At 65.9% G+C, this 15,636-nt stretch carries 17 protein-coding genes; 8 read left to right on the forward strand and 9 right to left on the reverse strand.

Annotated features, from left to right (window positions below):
- Positions 1-2 precede the first annotated feature (2 nt).
- From M2335_RS14220 to M2335_RS14245, 6 genes are all read right to left on the reverse strand, one after another.
- Entirely contained in the window at positions 3-1,160 is a 1,158-nt protein-coding gene (locus M2335_RS14220) for a sensor domain-containing diguanylate cyclase (protein WP_264595102.1), read from the reverse strand.
- Between the two features lie 102 nt (positions 1,161-1,262).
- Positions 1,263-2,468, reverse strand: a complete 1,206-nt coding sequence (locus M2335_RS14225) for an FAD-dependent monooxygenase (RefSeq protein ID WP_264586592.1) — start codon at positions 2,466-2,468, stop codon at positions 1,263-1,265.
- Positions 2,469-2,556: 88 nt separating this feature from the next.
- On the reverse strand, positions 2,557-3,198 hold the full coding sequence (locus M2335_RS14230) for a class I SAM-dependent methyltransferase (protein ID WP_181558740.1): 642 nt from the start codon (positions 3,196-3,198) through the stop codon (positions 2,557-2,559).
- A 127-nt stretch (positions 3,199-3,325) separates the two neighbouring features.
- Positions 3,326-3,691: a response regulator gene (locus M2335_RS14235; RefSeq protein WP_181558739.1), complete on the reverse strand. Its 366-nt coding sequence runs from the start codon at positions 3,689-3,691 to the stop codon at positions 3,326-3,328.
- Positions 3,692-3,791: 100 nt separating this feature from the next.
- Complete coding sequence (locus M2335_RS14240) at positions 3,792-4,670, reverse strand: LysR substrate-binding domain-containing protein (protein ID WP_181558738.1); 879 nt, start codon at positions 4,668-4,670, stop codon at positions 3,792-3,794.
- A 96-nt stretch (positions 4,671-4,766) separates the two neighbouring features.
- On the reverse strand, positions 4,767-5,984 hold the full coding sequence (locus M2335_RS14245) for a DUF418 domain-containing protein (protein WP_264595103.1): 1,218 nt from the start codon (positions 5,982-5,984) through the stop codon (positions 4,767-4,769).
- Between the two features lie 84 nt (positions 5,985-6,068).
- On the opposite strand from M2335_RS14245, the gene M2335_RS14250 reads away from it, so the two are divergent.
- The 3 genes from M2335_RS14250 to M2335_RS14260 all read left to right on the forward strand — a co-directional run bounded on the left by M2335_RS14250 (position 6,069) and on the right by M2335_RS14260 (position 8,627).
- On the forward strand, positions 6,069-6,875 hold the full coding sequence (locus tag M2335_RS14250) for a methyltransferase domain-containing protein (protein WP_264595104.1): 807 nt from the start codon (positions 6,069-6,071) through the stop codon (positions 6,873-6,875).
- Positions 6,868-7,401: a GNAT family N-acetyltransferase gene (locus tag M2335_RS14255; RefSeq protein ID WP_264595105.1), complete on the forward strand. Its 534-nt coding sequence runs from the start codon at positions 6,868-6,870 to the stop codon at positions 7,399-7,401. Before M2335_RS14250 ends, M2335_RS14255 begins: the two co-directional genes overlap by 8 nt.
- A 131-nt stretch (positions 7,402-7,532) precedes the next feature.
- Complete coding sequence (locus tag M2335_RS14260) at positions 7,533-8,627, forward strand: CAP domain-containing protein (protein ID WP_264595106.1); 1,095 nt, start codon at positions 7,533-7,535, stop codon at positions 8,625-8,627.
- An 84-nt stretch (positions 8,628-8,711) separates the two neighbouring features.
- On the opposite strand, the gene purL is transcribed toward M2335_RS14260, so the two are convergent.
- Both purL and M2335_RS14270 read right to left on the reverse strand, forming a co-directional pair.
- On the reverse strand, positions 8,712-10,949 hold the full coding sequence (gene purL / locus M2335_RS14265; RefSeq protein WP_264572051.1) for a phosphoribosylformylglycinamidine synthase subunit PurL: 2,238 nt from the start codon (positions 10,947-10,949) through the stop codon (positions 8,712-8,714).
- 142 nt (positions 10,950-11,091) lie between these two features.
- Complete coding sequence (locus tag M2335_RS14270; RefSeq protein ID WP_264595107.1) at positions 11,092-11,469, reverse strand: hypothetical protein; 378 nt, start codon at positions 11,467-11,469, stop codon at positions 11,092-11,094.
- Positions 11,470-11,593: 124 nt separating this feature from the next.
- Here M2335_RS14270 and M2335_RS14275 point away from each other — a divergent pair, with 124 nt between their 5' ends.
- The 5 genes from M2335_RS14275 (at position 11,594) to queA (ending at position 15,196) form a co-directional block, all read left to right on the forward strand.
- The gene (locus tag M2335_RS14275; protein ID WP_181558732.1) at positions 11,594-11,839 is read left to right on the forward strand and encodes an exodeoxyribonuclease VII small subunit; all 246 of its coding nucleotides are present in this window, start codon (positions 11,594-11,596) and stop codon (positions 11,837-11,839) included.
- A gap of 7 nt (positions 11,840-11,846) precedes the next feature.
- Positions 11,847-12,749: a polyprenyl synthetase family protein gene (locus M2335_RS14280; protein WP_264595108.1), complete on the forward strand. Its 903-nt coding sequence runs from the start codon at positions 11,847-11,849 to the stop codon at positions 12,747-12,749.
- A gap of 10 nt (positions 12,750-12,759) precedes the next feature.
- Positions 12,760-13,278 carry a pantetheine-phosphate adenylyltransferase gene (gene coaD, locus M2335_RS14285; protein WP_264595109.1) on the forward strand — a complete coding sequence of 173 codons (519 nt, stop codon included), beginning with the start codon at positions 12,760-12,762 and terminating at the stop codon, positions 13,276-13,278.
- 77 nt (positions 13,279-13,355) lie between these two features.
- Positions 13,356-14,072: a peptidylprolyl isomerase gene (locus tag M2335_RS14290; RefSeq protein ID WP_264595110.1), complete on the forward strand. Its 717-nt coding sequence runs from the start codon at positions 13,356-13,358 to the stop codon at positions 14,070-14,072.
- A 92-nt stretch (positions 14,073-14,164) separates the two neighbouring features.
- On the forward strand, positions 14,165-15,196 hold the full coding sequence (gene queA, locus M2335_RS14295) for a tRNA preQ1(34) S-adenosylmethionine ribosyltransferase-isomerase QueA (RefSeq protein WP_264595111.1): 1,032 nt from the start codon (positions 14,165-14,167) through the stop codon (positions 15,194-15,196).
- 18 nt (positions 15,197-15,214) lie between these two features.
- Here the strand turns inward: queA and M2335_RS14300 are convergent, their stop codons facing one another.
- A complete protein-coding gene (locus tag M2335_RS14300) occupies positions 15,215-15,622 on the reverse strand; it encodes a DUF1489 family protein (protein WP_264576541.1) in 408 nt (135 codons plus the stop codon).
- Positions 15,623-15,636 lie beyond the last annotated feature (14 nt).

Below are 15,636 nucleotides of genomic sequence, written 5' to 3' on the forward strand. Positions count from 1 at the left end.
GCTCAGTGCTCGGTTTCAGCCGCGATATAGACGCGGTTGCGGCCATGTTCCTTGGCCAGATACAGGGCGCGATCTGCGGCTTTGAGCGCGTCGCGCGGTTCGGTGTAGCCAAAGACATCCGCCACACCGCCTGAGAAGGTCACGCGGTCCATGCGTTCGCCGGTCTTGCGGTCGACGAGATTGCGCTGCGCCATGTCGATGCGTGCATCGTCCACCACCTTGGCGGCCTCCGCGACGCTCAGGCCCCGGAAGAGCATGACGAATTCCTCGCCGCCGTGACGCGCGACATGACATTTGTCGCCGGAAATCTTCGCGAGCAGGCCGGCAACGAACTTGAGCACGCGGTCGCCGGCATCATGGCCATGCGTGTCGTTGATGACCTTGAAATGGTCGATATCGCAGAAGGCGACGCACAGGGATTCGCCGTCTTTGCGCGCTTTGACGGCTTCCTCACGCAGCGTGTTTTCGAATGCGCGGCGGTTCGGCAGGCCAGTCAGGTGATCCTGCTCGGCCGCCTTGCGGGCGCTCTCCAGGTTCTTCTGCAGCAGCCGCGTCTGCGTCTGCCCCTCACGCATCTTGCTTTCGACTTCGCGCGTCTTCTCGATCATGCTGCGGGTGAGCAGAATGAGATTGCCCAGCGCTTCCCCCGCATCCGACTGCTCCAGCGAGGCCGCCTGCTTCTGCAAGGCGACGCCGAAATCCTTGGCGGACGTGCTGGATTGATCGACAATGCCGGTGATCTGATCAAGATTGGCCTCGACCTTCTTGAGCATGTCGGCCAGCGTATCAGGGGTCAGTTCCTCGGCCCGCTGGTCGACGATGATCTGCTCGACCGCGCCATTGGTAAGCTTCCCGCGCTCCATCAGGATCGCGCGGACCGCCTTTTCCACGGCGATGTCGTTGCCGGTGATGTAATCCAGCGCCAGCCCGAAGTTGAGCGGCGTCAGATCGAGATCATGGGCGAAGAGAAAGCTGCCGACTTCTTCATAGATCATCTTGCGCCGCTCGCTCTCGCGGCGAAGATGCGCATTGCCTTCCTCGCGCCGAGCCCCCTCGACGACGTGCGCGCCCTCCGACGCACCTTCCGTGATGCCCAGAATGCGGCCCAACCGGGCCAGCTTCCCACCAAAACTCTCAGACGGCACTTGCGCGGCAGACATGCCTGATCTCCTCCAACGCGGCCCTTCTAGCCGGCTGTGGTAAACAAAGCTTTGAAGGTGACGGGCTGAATTGCGACTGAAATGCAAAAAGCTGTCAGGCGGTCAGACCAAATCGCCCAGCAGCAATTTGGGCCGGCTGCCGCTTTCGCCGCGCGCTTCCGCCATGAACCGATCCTTGAGCGGCCCGAGCTTCTGCACGGCGGACAAGCCCAGCCGACGGATCGCCGAGACCGGCCGGCCCGGCACATCGAACAGGCGGACGAGGCCATCCATCATGATCGTCACGCTCAACGCATCCAGCGCCCGCCAGCGCTGGTAGCGGGCGAGCAGTTGCGCATCGCCCGGCTCCATGCCCGTGCGCATGCCCTCCACCACGACCTGCGTGAGCGCCGCGACGTCACGATAGCCAAGGTTGACCCCCTGGCCGGCGATCGGATGGATGCCGTGGGCAGCGTCACCCACCAGCGCCAGCCGCTCATCGATAATGCGGGCAGCGCGGTGATAGCCGAGCGGGTAGCTTTGCATGGGTGCGGCAAGGCGGATACGGCCGAGGAAATTCCCCATCCGCTTTTCCGCCTCCGCCAGCCAGGCGTGCTCGCCGAGCTTGAGATAGGCGGCCGCGTGCTTTGTCGGCACCGTCCAGACGATGGCCGAGCGATTGCCCGGCAGCATCGGCAGCAGCGCAAACGGCCCGCCCGGGTAGAAGATTTCATAGGCGGTGTTGCCGTGCGGATCGTCATGCTCGATGGCCGTGACCAGCGCGGTGTGGGGATAATCCCATTTCGCCACTGTTATGCCAGCCGCCGCACGCGTCGGGCTGCCCCGGCCTTCCGCGCCGACGAGCAGGCTCGCGCCGATCTCGGCGCCGCTTTCCAGCCGCACGCGCACGCCATGCGCATCCCGCACTGTCTCCACCGCCCGGTCAGGCTGGAAGCGCACGATGTTGGCCGCGTCCGCCGTGGCCTCGATCGCGGCCCGCAGCTCGCGATTCTCGACCATGAAGCCCATGGCGCCATCATCGGGATCGGGCGCGAAATCGAGCGCGCCGCCGGTCAGCCCTTCGCTCACCCAGATCCGGTCGATCGGGCAGGTCTTGCCGGCGAGGCGCGGCGCGATGCCGATGGCCTCGAACTGGCGCCAGCTTGCCGAGGAAATTGCGGAGGTACGTCCGTCGAAACTTTGCGCCGGTACGCGCGCGGGCGCCGCCGGATCGACAATGGCGCTGCGCACGCCATGGCGTTCGAGTGCGACGGCCAGCGTCAGCCCGACAAGACCGCCGCCCAGAATGATGACATCATAGCGTTGCATCGGTCCATTCTAGCGAGGCCGGAGGGCGAAGGCGACTGCCCATTGGAGAAAAGCCCGTTCACCCAGAACGGGCTGGTCTCCGCTCACATCAGAAGGCGAGCTGCGCGCTGTCCATGGCCGCAATGTCTGCCGCGCGGCGGTAACGGAACACCGTGGCCGGCGGCACGTTGCGCACGATGGTGCCGATCCGCTCCACGCCCAGATCGAGCGCATCGGCGACCGACTCGGCCAGCGGCGGGCGCGGCGAATAAGTGAACTGGATGAACGCGCCGCCCGGGCGCAGCAGCCGGAAGGCCTCGCTGACGATCGCGCTCTGCAGGGTCTTGCTCATCGCCAGCAGCGGCAGGCCGCTGATCACGCACTGATAGGCACCCTCGCCGCCCGTGCATTGGCCGAGCACGGCCTGAGCCGGCGCCTCGATGATCGAAACGCCCGCAAAATCGCGCCGCAGGTTGCGCGCAAAACCGGGGTTGATCTCAACCACCTCCAGATGGGTGCGCGGCAGGCCCGTCGCAAGAATCTGCCGGGTGAGCGCGCCCGTGCCGCCGCCGAACTCCATGACGAGGCCGCCTTGCGGATCGATCTGCGAGGCCATCAGCCGGCCGAGATGCGGGCTGCTCGGCACGATGGAGGCCGTCTGGCGCGGTTTGCGCAGCCAGGCGTGCAGGAATTTCAGATAATCCCCGGCGCTTGACCGACGATCGGTCAGTGCGGAACTCTTGCTCGCCATCGCCCCTCGCTCGCTTGTCACGGAACCGTCTCACTAGTGCGCCGTGGGGGCGCTGGGAAGAGGCAAGATGGGGGTGATCGATCGGCTTTGTGCGCCGCTCGTCCTGAAAAGCACAGGGACTGGCTGGTCAGTGCGTCACATGCCGCACGGCCGCGAGGAGGCGCTCCGGATCGAACGGTTTGACCAGCCAGCCCGTCGCGCCGACTTGCCGCGCACGGGCGCGCTTTTCCTCGCTATATTCAGTGGTGAGCACCAGCACCGGCCGGTCGACATGGCGCCGGCCCTGCGCTCGCAACGTCTCGATGAAGCCGAAGCCATCGAGCCGGGGCATGTTGATGTCCGTGATGACCAGATCGGCCTCATTGGCCTCCAGCCAGTCGAGCGCGGCCTGGCCATCCTCGGCTTCCACCACCTCATAGCCGCCGCCGGTCAGCGTCATGCGCAGCAACGCCCGCATGCTGCGGCTGTCATCGACTGTCAGAACCTTCGGCATGTGCGTGTGCGACCTTCTGCCCGTTCGAGCGAAGGCACGCCATAAGGGTGGCAGCGTTTACAAATCGTCGACAGCGCAGACTGACGAGGGCCCGGCCCGGTCAGATTTCTGCGTTGATCACCCAGTCGTGGAACATGCGCACCGCGCGCTTTTCCATGGCTTTCGGGCGGCAGACGAAGAAATAGCGATAGGGGCTTTCGACATGATAATCGAACAGCCGCACGATCCGGGGGTCATGCGCTTCCTTGAAATGGCGCCCATGCATCGCGGCGATGCCGAGTCCCTGCGCCGCCGCCTCCAGCATCAGCGCACCCGAATCGTAATAGTCGATGGACGCCGGCGTCAGATTCGGCAGGCCGACGGCTTCCTTCCAGACATCGAATGTCGCCGACATGTCGCGGTGAACCAGCAAGGTCTGGCGAGCGATATCCTCAGGGCGCGTGACCGGCCGGGGGCCTTCCAGCAAGGTTTTCGACCCGATGAGGTAGACAAGATCGCGATCCAGTTCGCGACCGTATAACGACGGATCGACATCCCGCGCCAGCACGATGGCGGCGTCCAGCCCTTCACCCAGCCGCGCGATGGCATTGGGGCTGGTATCCACGTCCAGATGCAGATCGGGATGCTGCTTGTGTAGCTCGCCCAGCCGCGGGAACAGGCGCTGGCTGGCGAACAATGGCAACATGCCCAGCCGAACCCGCATCGTCCGCGCGCCGCCGGTAGCACTCTCGATGGCCGCACCTAGCGCATCGAGGGCGGGCGCGATCTCCTTGATCAGGGCATGGCCGTTCTGATTGAGTTCCAGCTGCTGGTGTTTGCGCTCGAAGAGGTTGTAGCCCAGAAATCGCTCGAGCGCCTGGATGCGGCGGCTGAGCGCGGGGGCTGACAGAGCCAGTTCCTCCGCTGCGGCCTTTACCGAGCCGGTGCGCGCGACCTGCACAAAAGCCTCGAGGGCGGTGAGAGGGGGAAGCCTGCGCATCGATGTTAACGGGACCCAAGTTTATGCTGCATTGCACAACTATGCCGCAAGCGTTCAGCCGACGCCAGAGCGTTTTGAGCCTTTGTTATCTCAACGCTATCCGCGACGCGCCGCCAGCCGCCAAAGCCGTTCGACAGGCCCCTGCCCCATCGATCGCCGCCAAAGGACCGACCAGACGAGCATCACAGCCCACATCGCCAGCACCACCAGCAAAAGCTGCGTCCGCGTCAGCGCGCCGAACAGCCCTCCGCCATAGCCGTAGAACAGGCCGGTCATCAGCAGGCTGGTGAGCAGGTAATTGGAGAGCGCCAGCCGGCCAATCGTTGCAATGGCCCGAACCAGCGGCGCCTGCGGATATTGCGCCGCCAACCCCATCGCCAGCGCGGCCAGAGCGACGGCCAGGGGCAGACGCAGCGGCACCGACCAGCCGAACAAGGCTGCCTGCGCCGCGAGCGGATCGCCCGACAGCAGCACCCAGATGCCAAGGCCCGCCATCGGCACCAGCCCGACCAGCATCGCTCGGTGCCATGTCGCGCGATATTGGGGGACCGGCCACTGGCCCGCCATGAAGCCGCCCTTGAGCATCGCCATGCCAAGCGCGATGAAGGCCAGACATTCGGGCCAGGAATAGAGAATCTGATTCAGCGCCGCCCGCGGCGCGGCGCCGATCCGCTCGGCAAAAATGCCAGCATAGCCACCAGTATAGAGCGCGATCTCATTGGCAACCGCCCGGCTCGCGCCCATGCCGGCCGAGTCCGCATAGGCCTGCCAATGCTCGACGATGGTCGGTGCGGCTCCCGGAGCCAGCGCCGCTGCGCGGAGCGAGAAGGCGGGCCACACCGCCACCAGATTGATCGCCCACTGGAGCAGCAGCAGGACCAGCGCGAGCTTGATCAGGCCGAGCGTCTCGAACCGGATGAACAGGGTGGCGATGAGGCCGCACAGCGCCAGCTGGACGAGGATATCGCCCGACCAGAGCAGCAGATAATGCGCAAGACCAACGGGCAGCAGCCACAGCATCCGCCGGCGATGCGCCTGCAGCCCGTCCCGCCCGCTCATCTCTGCCGATTCGATCACCAGCAGGATGGACGCACCCAGCAGCATCGCGAAAATCGCACGCATCTTGCCATCGACCAGCAGGAAGGTCGCGAACCAGGTCGCCAGATCCGCTGGCCCTTGCGTCCCCACCGTGAACGGGTTGAACCCCGCTGCAGAGGGCAGCCCGAAGGTCACGATATTGCCGAGCAGGATGCCCATCACGGCGCACCCCCTCAGAAAATCCAGTCCCTCGATCCGAAAGCCCTCATCGGCCATGCGCTGTGCTGTCCCGGTTGCGGGCCGGGCGCATGAGCGGGCCGGCGCCTTGTTCGATTGGTCGTTGCTCTATCGCCTTTTGGCGTGACGTCCACCCCAAGCTGGTGCATTCGCGCGGCGATGGTCAGCGACTGCAAGACACGCATCGGCGCCGCATTCGGCGCGGCGGCGCCCCGCTATGAGGGCGATGCAGGCGTGCACCGCCATGTCGCCATGCGCCTGCTCGACTTTGCGACGGGCGGCACCGATGCCGGCGCCCGCGATCCGGCAACCGTGCTGGAGATCGGCTGCGGCACCGGCCTGCTGACGCGGCTGATTGCGCAGCGCTGGCCCAATGCGGCGCTCACCGCCACCGACATCGCGCCCGGCATGATCGCGGCGATGCGTGAGGCCGGCAGCCCGGCGCGGCTGCTGCTGATGGATGGAGAACGCCCGGATCTGGGCACCGAGCGCTTCGACCTCATTCTCTCCAGCCTCGCCTTCCAGTGGTTCGAGGATTTGCCGGCGGCCCTCGCCCGCCTGCACGGCCTTTTGGCGCCGGGCGGGAGCCTATGCTTCGCCACGATGGGCGCCGAGAGCTTCAGTGACTGGCGCGCGGCCCATGCGCGTGAAGGGCTGGTCTGCGGCTTACGCGACTATCCGGACCGTGATGAGGTGGCCGCGATGGCGCAGGCTTTGGGCCAGTGCGATCTTGCCGAGGAGCTGATCCCGCTGCCCGCGCCCGGCGGGCTGGCGCTGGCCCGGCATTTCCACGCCATCGGCGCGCGGGTGCCGCAGCCCGGCTATCGCCGCCTTGCGTCCACTTCGCTCCGCCGCGTGATGGCGCGGTTCGATACGGATAGCGGGGCTTCAAACTACCACATCATCTATGGCAGGCTGTGGCATGACTGATCGACCGACCTTGCGCAGGGCAGTAGCCGAGGATGCCGAAGCCCTGGCGAGGCTGAAGCTTACCTGCTTTCGCGAGACCTTTCTGGAGGACTTCGCGGTCCCCTATCCGCCCGATGACCTCGCCCGGTTCGAAATCGAGGCCTATGGCGCGCAGGCCGTCGCCCGCGAACTGGCAGACCCGACCCACGCCAGCTGGGTGTGCGCCACTGCCGGCGGAGAGCTGGTCGCCTATGCCCATGCCGGGCCGAGCAAGCTGCCGCACCCGGAGGTCAGCGCGCACTCCGGAGAACTTTATCAACTCTACGTCCGCCGCGGCCATCAAGGGTGCGGATTAGGAGGCGCCTTGCTGAAAAGCGCGCTGGATTGGCTCGCAGAGCGCTATCCGGGGCCAAGCTGGCTGGGCGTCTGGTCCGGCAATGACCGGGCGCAGGCAGTCTATACGGCCGCCGGCTTCTACAAGGTCGGCGATTATCTGTTCCATGTCGGTGACCACCGCGACGAGGAATATATTCTGCGCCGCGACTGAAAGCGATGCAGCGTTTCTGCCGCCCGACGAACCGCAGCCCCGTTTAGAGTTTTGCCATAGTTCGGCGCCTAGCCTGCGCCAGAAAGACACGGTGCCAAAAACCGTGGCAAAGCTTGGAACGGACGGACAAGATGCGGGCTGCAGAAATCCTCAACAGGTCGGACGTGCCGCGTGGACAGCGGATATGGATAGGCCTCGCCTCAAGCCTGCTGGCCCTTTCGCTGGCCGGCTGCGGTGGCAGTGACAGTGGCGGTGGCGGCAGCGGATCGACGCCGATCACGGTCGCGCCGACACCAACCCCCACGCCAGCGCCGACCCCGGCGCCCACACCCACGCCAAGTCCTACGCCGACCCCCACCCCAACGCCGACAAGTTGGACGGCGGCGGCGGCCGCGCTCTACGATACGCAACCGAATGTCGCCTCGTGCAACACCGGCGTGCTCAAGACGAGCGTGCGGATGGACATGCTGGCCAAGGTGAACGCGGTGCGCGCCCTGCATGGGCTTCCCGCCGTCGTTTACGCTGCGTCTGCCAATCAAGGCGTCGACGATTCCTCGCTCATGATGGCCGCGAACAGGACGCTGGACCACAATCCCCCACCCACATGGACATGCTACACGACCGCAGGTCGCGATGCCGCCGGCTCGGGCAATCTCATCGGCGGATGGGGGTCATTGCCATGGCGGACCGAAGACGATCTGCTCGCGGGATGGATGACGGAGCGCAACAGCGCCTCGATCGGTCACCGTCGCTGGATTCTGAACCCGTTCTTGGGTCAGATCGCTTATGGCCGGTCCGTGTATCAGCTTAGCTCGGGTGAGCGTGCAGATGGCGCGACGATGAAGGTCTTTGGTTTCAGCACCAGCGTCGCGGCACCAGCCCCGAGCAGCCTGCCCGATTTCATCGCCTATCCGCAGGGCAACTATCCGCAGCGTTACTTCGGCGCGAGCGACATTCTCTCATTCACTGTGCTCGCCAACAAGACCGGGGCCTATGGCGCCAACGGAAACGTCGGCTTTAGCGGCGCCATCATCACGGTCAGCAGCGGTGGCACGAGCCTGCCTGTCACCAACGTGAAGTATGACAATGACGGATATGGGGTGCCGAACAACATCGAGTGGCGGGTGACGGGCCTGCAGGCCAACACGACCTACACCGTCAAGATTGTAGGCATCACCGGCGCCCCGCAGAGCGGCTACGAATACACGTTCCGCATGGTGCCCTGACCCGGCCGCATGGTGCCCTGACCCGGCCGCATGGTGCCCTGACCCGGCCGCATGGTGCCCTGAACCGGCACCGACGGGCGCCGGTCAGGCGTCCATCAGCGCCGGGAAGAAGCCTTCATGCGCAGTGCGCAGATCGGCCAGCGCGACCGAATGGTCACTCTCGGGCAGCTCGAAGATGATGCGGTTGGCAATGGTGCGACCCAGCCGCGCGACCGTGACGCCGCGCGCCTCGGCATGGCTGAGCATCTCGACCAGCGCCGCATCGCGCACGGTCACGACATACAGGCCCTGATCCTCGGCGAAATAGGTTTCCGCCGTGGTGCCGGCCAGCGGCTGATCGAGGATCGCGCCGATGCCGCCGGCAAGCGCCATCTCCGTCACCGCAACGGCCACGCCGCCATCCGACACGTCGTGACAGGCCGTGATGGCGCCGCAGCGAATGGCCTCGCGCACGAAATCGCCGGTCCGGCGCTCGGTGGCGAGATCGACCGGCGGCGGCGGCCCCGCATCGCGGCCTTCCAGCCCATGGACCTGCCGCAGCCAGAGTGACTGGCCGAGCGATCCGGTGCGCTCACCGACGAGGAAGATGATGTCGCCCACGTCCTTGAACGCGATGGTGCACATCCGCTCGACATCCGGGAGCAGGCCGACCCCGCCGATCGCCGGCGTGGGCAGGATCGCGCTGCCGCCGCCCGTCGCCTTCGACTCATTGTAGAGCGAGACGTTGCCCGACACGATGGGATAATCGAGCGCCCGGCAGGCCTCGCTCATGCCCTCGAGACAGCCGACGATCTGGCCCATGATCTCCGGGCGCTGCGGATTGGCGAAGTTGAGGCAATTGGTGATGGCGAGCGGCTGGCCGCCCACTGCCGTGATGTTCCGCCACGTCTCGACCACAGCCTGGCGACCGCCCTGCACCGGATCGGCATAGCAATAGCGCGGCGTGCAGTCGGTGCTCATCGCCAGCGCCTTCTTGGTGCCATGCACGCGCACGACGGCCGCGTCACCACCCGGCGCCTGCGCGGTGTCGGCGCCGACCATGTGGTCATATTGCTCCCAGATCCAGCGGCGCGATGCGAGATCAGGCGAGCCCATCAGCGCGAGCAGATCGGCTGCCGGGTCCTTACTATCCGGCGCGCTGGCGAGCGGCGCGAGCGGCGGGGTCGGCACATGCGGGCGATCATAGAGCGGGGCATCGTCGGCCAGCGGGCCGAGCGGGATGTCGCACACCGTCTCGCCATGATGGACCAGCACCATCCGGCCCGTATCCGTCACTTCGCCGATGACCGCGAAATCCAGCTCCCATTTGTGGAAGATCGCCTCGGCAAAGGCCTCCTTGCCGGGCTTGAGCACCATAAGCATCCGCTCCTGGCTCTCCGAGAGCATCATCTCATAGGCGGTCATGCCGGTTTCGCGCTGCGGCACCTTGTCCATGTCCAGCCGGATGCCGACGCCACCCTTGGACGCCATTTCCACCGACGAGCTGGTCAGGCCTGCCGCGCCCATGTCCTGAATCGCGACAATGGCGTCAGAGGCCATGAGTTCGAGGCACGCCTCGATCAGTAGCTTTTCGGTGAACGGATCGCCGACCTGAACGGTGGGCCGCTTCTCTTCTGAATCCTCGCCGAAATCGGCCGAGGCCATGGTGGCGCCATGGATGCCGTCGCGCCCGGTCTTGGAGCCGACATAGACGATCGGATTGCCGACGCCCGAAGCGGCCGAATAGAAGATCTTGTCCGTCTCCGCGACGCCCACCGTCATCGCATTGACGAGGATGTTGCCATCATAAGCGGCATGGAAATTGGTCTCGCCACCGACCGTCGGCACGCCCACGCAATTGCCGTAACCGCCAATGCCCCGCACGACGCCGGAGATGAGGTGCTTCATGCGCGGATGATCGGGCCGGCCGAAGCGCAGCGCATTCATATTCGCGATGGGGCGCGCGCCCATGGTGAACACGTCGCGCAGGATGCCGCCGACACCCGTCGCCGCGCCCTGATAGGGCTCGATGTAGCTCGGGTGGTTATGGCTCTCCATCTTGAAGATCGCCGCCTGGCCATCCCCGATGTCGATGACACCCGCATTCTCGCCGGGACCGCAGATCACCCAGGGCGCCTCGGTCGGCAACTTCTTCAGGTGGATGCGGCTGGACTTGTACGAGCAGTGCTCGCTCCACATCACCGAGAAGATGCCAAGCTCCGTGATATTCGGCTCGCGGCCGATGGCGTTGACAACGCGCTCATATTCCTCGGGGGTGAAACCGTGTTCGGCGACGATTTCGGGGGTGATGCCTGAGGCGCTTGGGGTGGTGCTGGTCGACATGAGCGGCCTTTATCGCCGCCAGCGGGCGGGCACAACCGCCCGATCGGCCCTCGTAACGAAAAAGGCCGACCCTCTCGGGTCGGCCATTCTTTGAGCATCGGCCCGCCAGGGCGGACCGTGCGGTTGAACCAAGATCAGCCGGTCAGCCCGCCTTGCAGGCCTGACCGTTATACGTGACCGTCTCGCCGGCGCCTTCCAGCTTCGTCGCGCCATCGGCGGAAACGAAGGGCTGGCCGGCTTCCGGTGCCTTGAGACCGGTGATCGGGCCGCCACGTTCGGTGCGCAGGTTCGCCGTCACATCGTCCGTCATGAAGTCGACGAAGATCAGGCTGTTGTCCTTGCAGCGATAGGTGGTGCTGGCACGGAGCATGGGGGGCAGGGCGACGTTGCCGGCATTAGCCAGTTCCGCAGCCATTGGGTCATTCGTGCCAGTGTTGAAGGTTTCAGGCTCGGACTTGCACGCAGACAAGGCGAGCGCGGCCGCGCAGAGCGCGATTGAGGAGTATGTGAGGGTTTTCATAGCCCCGCGGCTATTGCGATTCGCTCCCGCGAGGTCAACTTGATTTGCGTGACAATACGCCATTTTTCGGGGTAGCGCTGAGAGCACGCTTGACCCTGTGGGGGAGCCGGGTCAATGCATGGGCATGGCAGACGAGACCGATAGCGGCACCCTCAGCTTCGAGGACGCGCTCAAGCGCCTGGAGGCGATTGTCCAGCAACTGGAGCGCGGCGACGTGCCGCTGGACCAGTCCATCACCCTTTATCGCGAGGGCGAGGATCTGCGGCTGCAATGCCAGAAGCGGCTCGATGCCGCGCAGGCCCGGATCGAGCAGATCACGGCGAGCGCCGATGGATCCGCCGCGCGGACCGCCCCTTATCCCAGTGAATGATCCGCTGATGCGCCAGGACGCCGGAACCCGGCTCGAAACCGCCCTGACGGAGATTGCCGAGGCGATCGACGTGCAGTTCGATCGGCTGCTGCCGGTGCCGGAGGACCAGCGCGCCCGGCTTTATGAAGCGATGCGCTATAGCGCCATCGGCGGGGGCAAGCGCCTGCGCCCGCTGCTGGTGAAGGCAAGCTGCGACCTCTTCAACATTGGCTGGGAAAGCGCGGTACGCGCCGGCCTCGCTGTCGAGTGCATCCATGTCTATTCGCTGATCCACGACGATCTGCCCGCGATGGACAATGACGATATGCGGCGCGGCAAGCCGACGGCCCATCGCGCCTTCGATGAGGCAACGGCAATCCTGGCCGGCGACTGCCTGCACGATCTCGCCTTCGCCGTGCTTGCGGACGAGCGCACGCACGCTGATGCGACCGTGCGCTGCGAACTGATCGCCAGCCTGGCCCAGGCCAGCGGTCCCGCGGGCATGGCCGGCGGGCAGATGATGGACCTCGTCGCTGAAACGACGCCGTTCGATCTGCCGGCGATCACGCGACTGCAATTGCTCAAGACCGGCGCGCTGATTGTCTTCTGTCTGGAAGCCGGCGCCATTTTCGCGCGGATCCCCGAGGACCGGCGCACAAGCCTGCGCGGCTATGCCCATGATGTGGGCCTGGCTTTCCAGATCGCCGACGATCTCCTCGACATCGAAGGGGATGCCGCCGTCACCGGCAAGGCCGTGGGCAAGGACGCCGCTGCTGGCAAGGCCACCTTCGCCTCATTGATGGGCGTGGAGAAGGCCCGGCAGCAGGCATCCCTGCTGGTGGCGCAGGCCAAGGACCATCTGCGCGATTTTGGCGAGGAAGCCGATCTGCTGCGCGACATTGCCGATTTCGCGATCAGCCGCAGCTATTAAGGACGCGCACATGGTTCACCGCATCGGCCTTTATCCGGGAACCTTCGACCCTATCACGCTCGGCCATATGGACATCATCCGGCGCGGATCGAAACTGGTCGACAGGCTGGTGATCGGCGTGACGACCAATCCCAGCAAGTCGCCTTTGTTCACGCTGGACGAGCGGCTGGCGATGATCCGGCGGGAATGTACGGGAATCGATGCGGATATTGACGTGCGGCCCTTCGATTCGCTGCTGATCGATTATGCCCGCTCGGTCGGCGCCTCGCTGATCCTGCGCGGACTGCGCGCGGTTGCGGACTTTGAATATGAGTATCAGATGGCAGGCATGAACCAGTATCTCGATGCCAGCATCGAGACGGTGTTCCTAATGGCCGACGTAGCGCTGCAGCCCATTGCCTCGCGCCTCGTGAAGGAAATTGCAGGGCTGGGCGGCGACATCGGCAAGTTCGTTTCGCCCGGCGTTCGCACCGATGTGATGGCGCGGCTCGGCATGAGCGTCGACGCCGGCAGGGCAGACGAGACTTGACGGGTCATCATTGGTTCAGCCATGCGACGCTAGTTGGCGGCCGGGCCCGGTTCGGCCGTGAAGTGAGGATGGACGACATGCGTGTTACCCGACTGTTTGGCTCCGGCATTGCGCTTGCCGCCGCCTGCGGCCTCATGCTGGCCAGCGCCAATTCCGCGCAGGCCCAGCCGGGCGGCGGTGCGCAGGATGCCCTGGCGAAGGCCGAAATGGCGGCCCGCGCGCAGAAGGATGCCGACGCCCTGCGCGAGGACGCGGAGAAGTCCACGGACAAGCCGCTTGTCGCGATGACGCCGGTGACGCCCGAAAACACCTGGGTGCTGACCCTCTCGGACGGCGCCACCGTGCGCATCCTGCTCCGCCCGGACGTGGCCCCCGGCCATGTCGAGCGGATCAAGACGCTGACACGGGAAGGCTTCTACAACGGCCTCAAGTTCCACCGCGTGATCGATGGCTTCATGGCGCAGGGCGGCGACCCGAAGGGTGATGGCACCGGCGGATCGCTCCTGCCGGACCTCAAGCAGGAGTTCAGCTGGCTGCCGCACATGCGCGGCACCGTCTCCATGGCGCGCGCGCAAAGCGATGACAGCGCCAACAGCCAGTTCTTCATCATGCTGATGCCGCGTATGCAGCTCGACCACAAATATACGGTTGTGGGCCGGGTGATCGATGGCATGGCCGGTGTCGACCAGATCGCCAAGGGCGAGCCGCCGGCCCAGCCGACGACCATCGTGCGCGCCTATATCCAGAGCGATCAGCAGGCCGCCGCGCCCGCCAGCAGCAACACAGCAGGCTGAGCGCGCCGACACGCGCGAGGGATTGCCGGCCAGCCACCCCGCGCTGACCGGCACCTGTTCAACGCCCGGCCCACGCGCTAAGGGCGCCAGCCATGCGCGTTGACCTTTTCGATTTCGACCTGCCGCCCGAGCGGATTGCCCTGCGTCCCGCCTCGCCGCGCGATGCGGCCCGGATGCTGGTGCTCGAAGGCCAGGACGGGGGCCTGCGTGACATGGGCGTGCGCGATCTGCCAACCGTGCTCCGTGCCGGCGACTGCCTCGTCTTCAACGACACGCGGGTCATCCCCGCCCAGCTGGAGGGGCAACGCGGCGAGGCGAAGGTCGGGGTGACGCTGCACAAGCGCCTCGGCCCGCGCGACTGGCAGGTCTTCGTACGCAACGCCAAGCGGGTGCGGCCCGGCGACATCATCGCCTTTGCGCAAGGCGTGCAGGCACAGGCCGGCGAGCGGGACGCGGATGGCGGCATGACGCTCAGCTTCCTGGGCGACGAACCGATAGAGCTGCTTCTGGAACGCGCCGGCCAGATGCCCCTGCCTCCCTATATCGCCAGCAAGCGGCCCACCGACCAGCGGGACCGCGAGGACTATCAGACGATGTTCGCGCAGGAACCCGGTGCCGTCGCGGCGCCCACAGCAGCCCTGCACTTCACGCCCGGCCTCGTCGCAGCGCTCGCCGAGGCAGGGATTGGCCAAGCGACGCTCACGCTGCATGTCGGCGCCGGCACCTTCCTGCCGGTCAAGGCCGACGATACCGACGAACACCGCATGCATGCCGAATGGGGGCGGATCGACCAGGCGACGGCGGATCGGCTGAATGCGGTCCGCGCCAACGGCGGCCGGCTGATCGCGGTGGGCACGACCAGCCTGCGCCTCCTCGAAAGCGCCACCGGGGAAGATGGCATCATCCGTCCGTTTGCGGACGAGACGCGCATTTTCATCACGCCGGGCTATCGCTTCCGCGCCATTGACGGGCTGATGACCAATTTCCACCTGCCGCGCTCGACCCTGTTCATGCTGGTCAGCGCCCTGATGGGGCGCGAGCGGATGCAGGCGGCCTATGCCCACGCCATCGCGCAGGGTTATCGCTTCTACAGCTATGGCGATGCGAGTCTGCTGCTCCCCTGAGGGCGCGCAGCGCCGCGCCTAGATCAGCCCGAGCCGGCCGAGATCGGCCGCCAGCTGATCGGGCAGCATATCACCGCCCTCGCCATCCCCCATGTCCGGCGGCGCATCCTCGTCAGCCAGATAGCGCCAACCCTGATGGGCGCGCTTGGGTCGCGGCACCACCGGAATGAGTCGCGGCGCAAGGCGTATCCATTGCCGCCCGTCCGACCGCGCCTCGAACCCGAGCAGCGGACTGCGCCCGACGATCTGATGCGCCAGTACCCAATAGAGCGATCCGCCCGCCATCTCTTCATGCCGCTTGGGCAGATAGCGCGTCGTCAACCGCGCCTCGCCACCCTCTCCGGCCTGTGCATGGCTCTCCAGCCAGTCCCGCAAAGTGGCGGCGCTCTCCGACTGAAAGGCGATCTTGGTCATATGAAGGGGCATGATGCCGATCTAGG

This window comes from Sphingobium sp. B12D2B, assembly GCF_025961775.1.
Classification (GTDB): Bacteria; Pseudomonadota; Alphaproteobacteria; order Sphingomonadales; family Sphingomonadaceae; genus Sphingobium.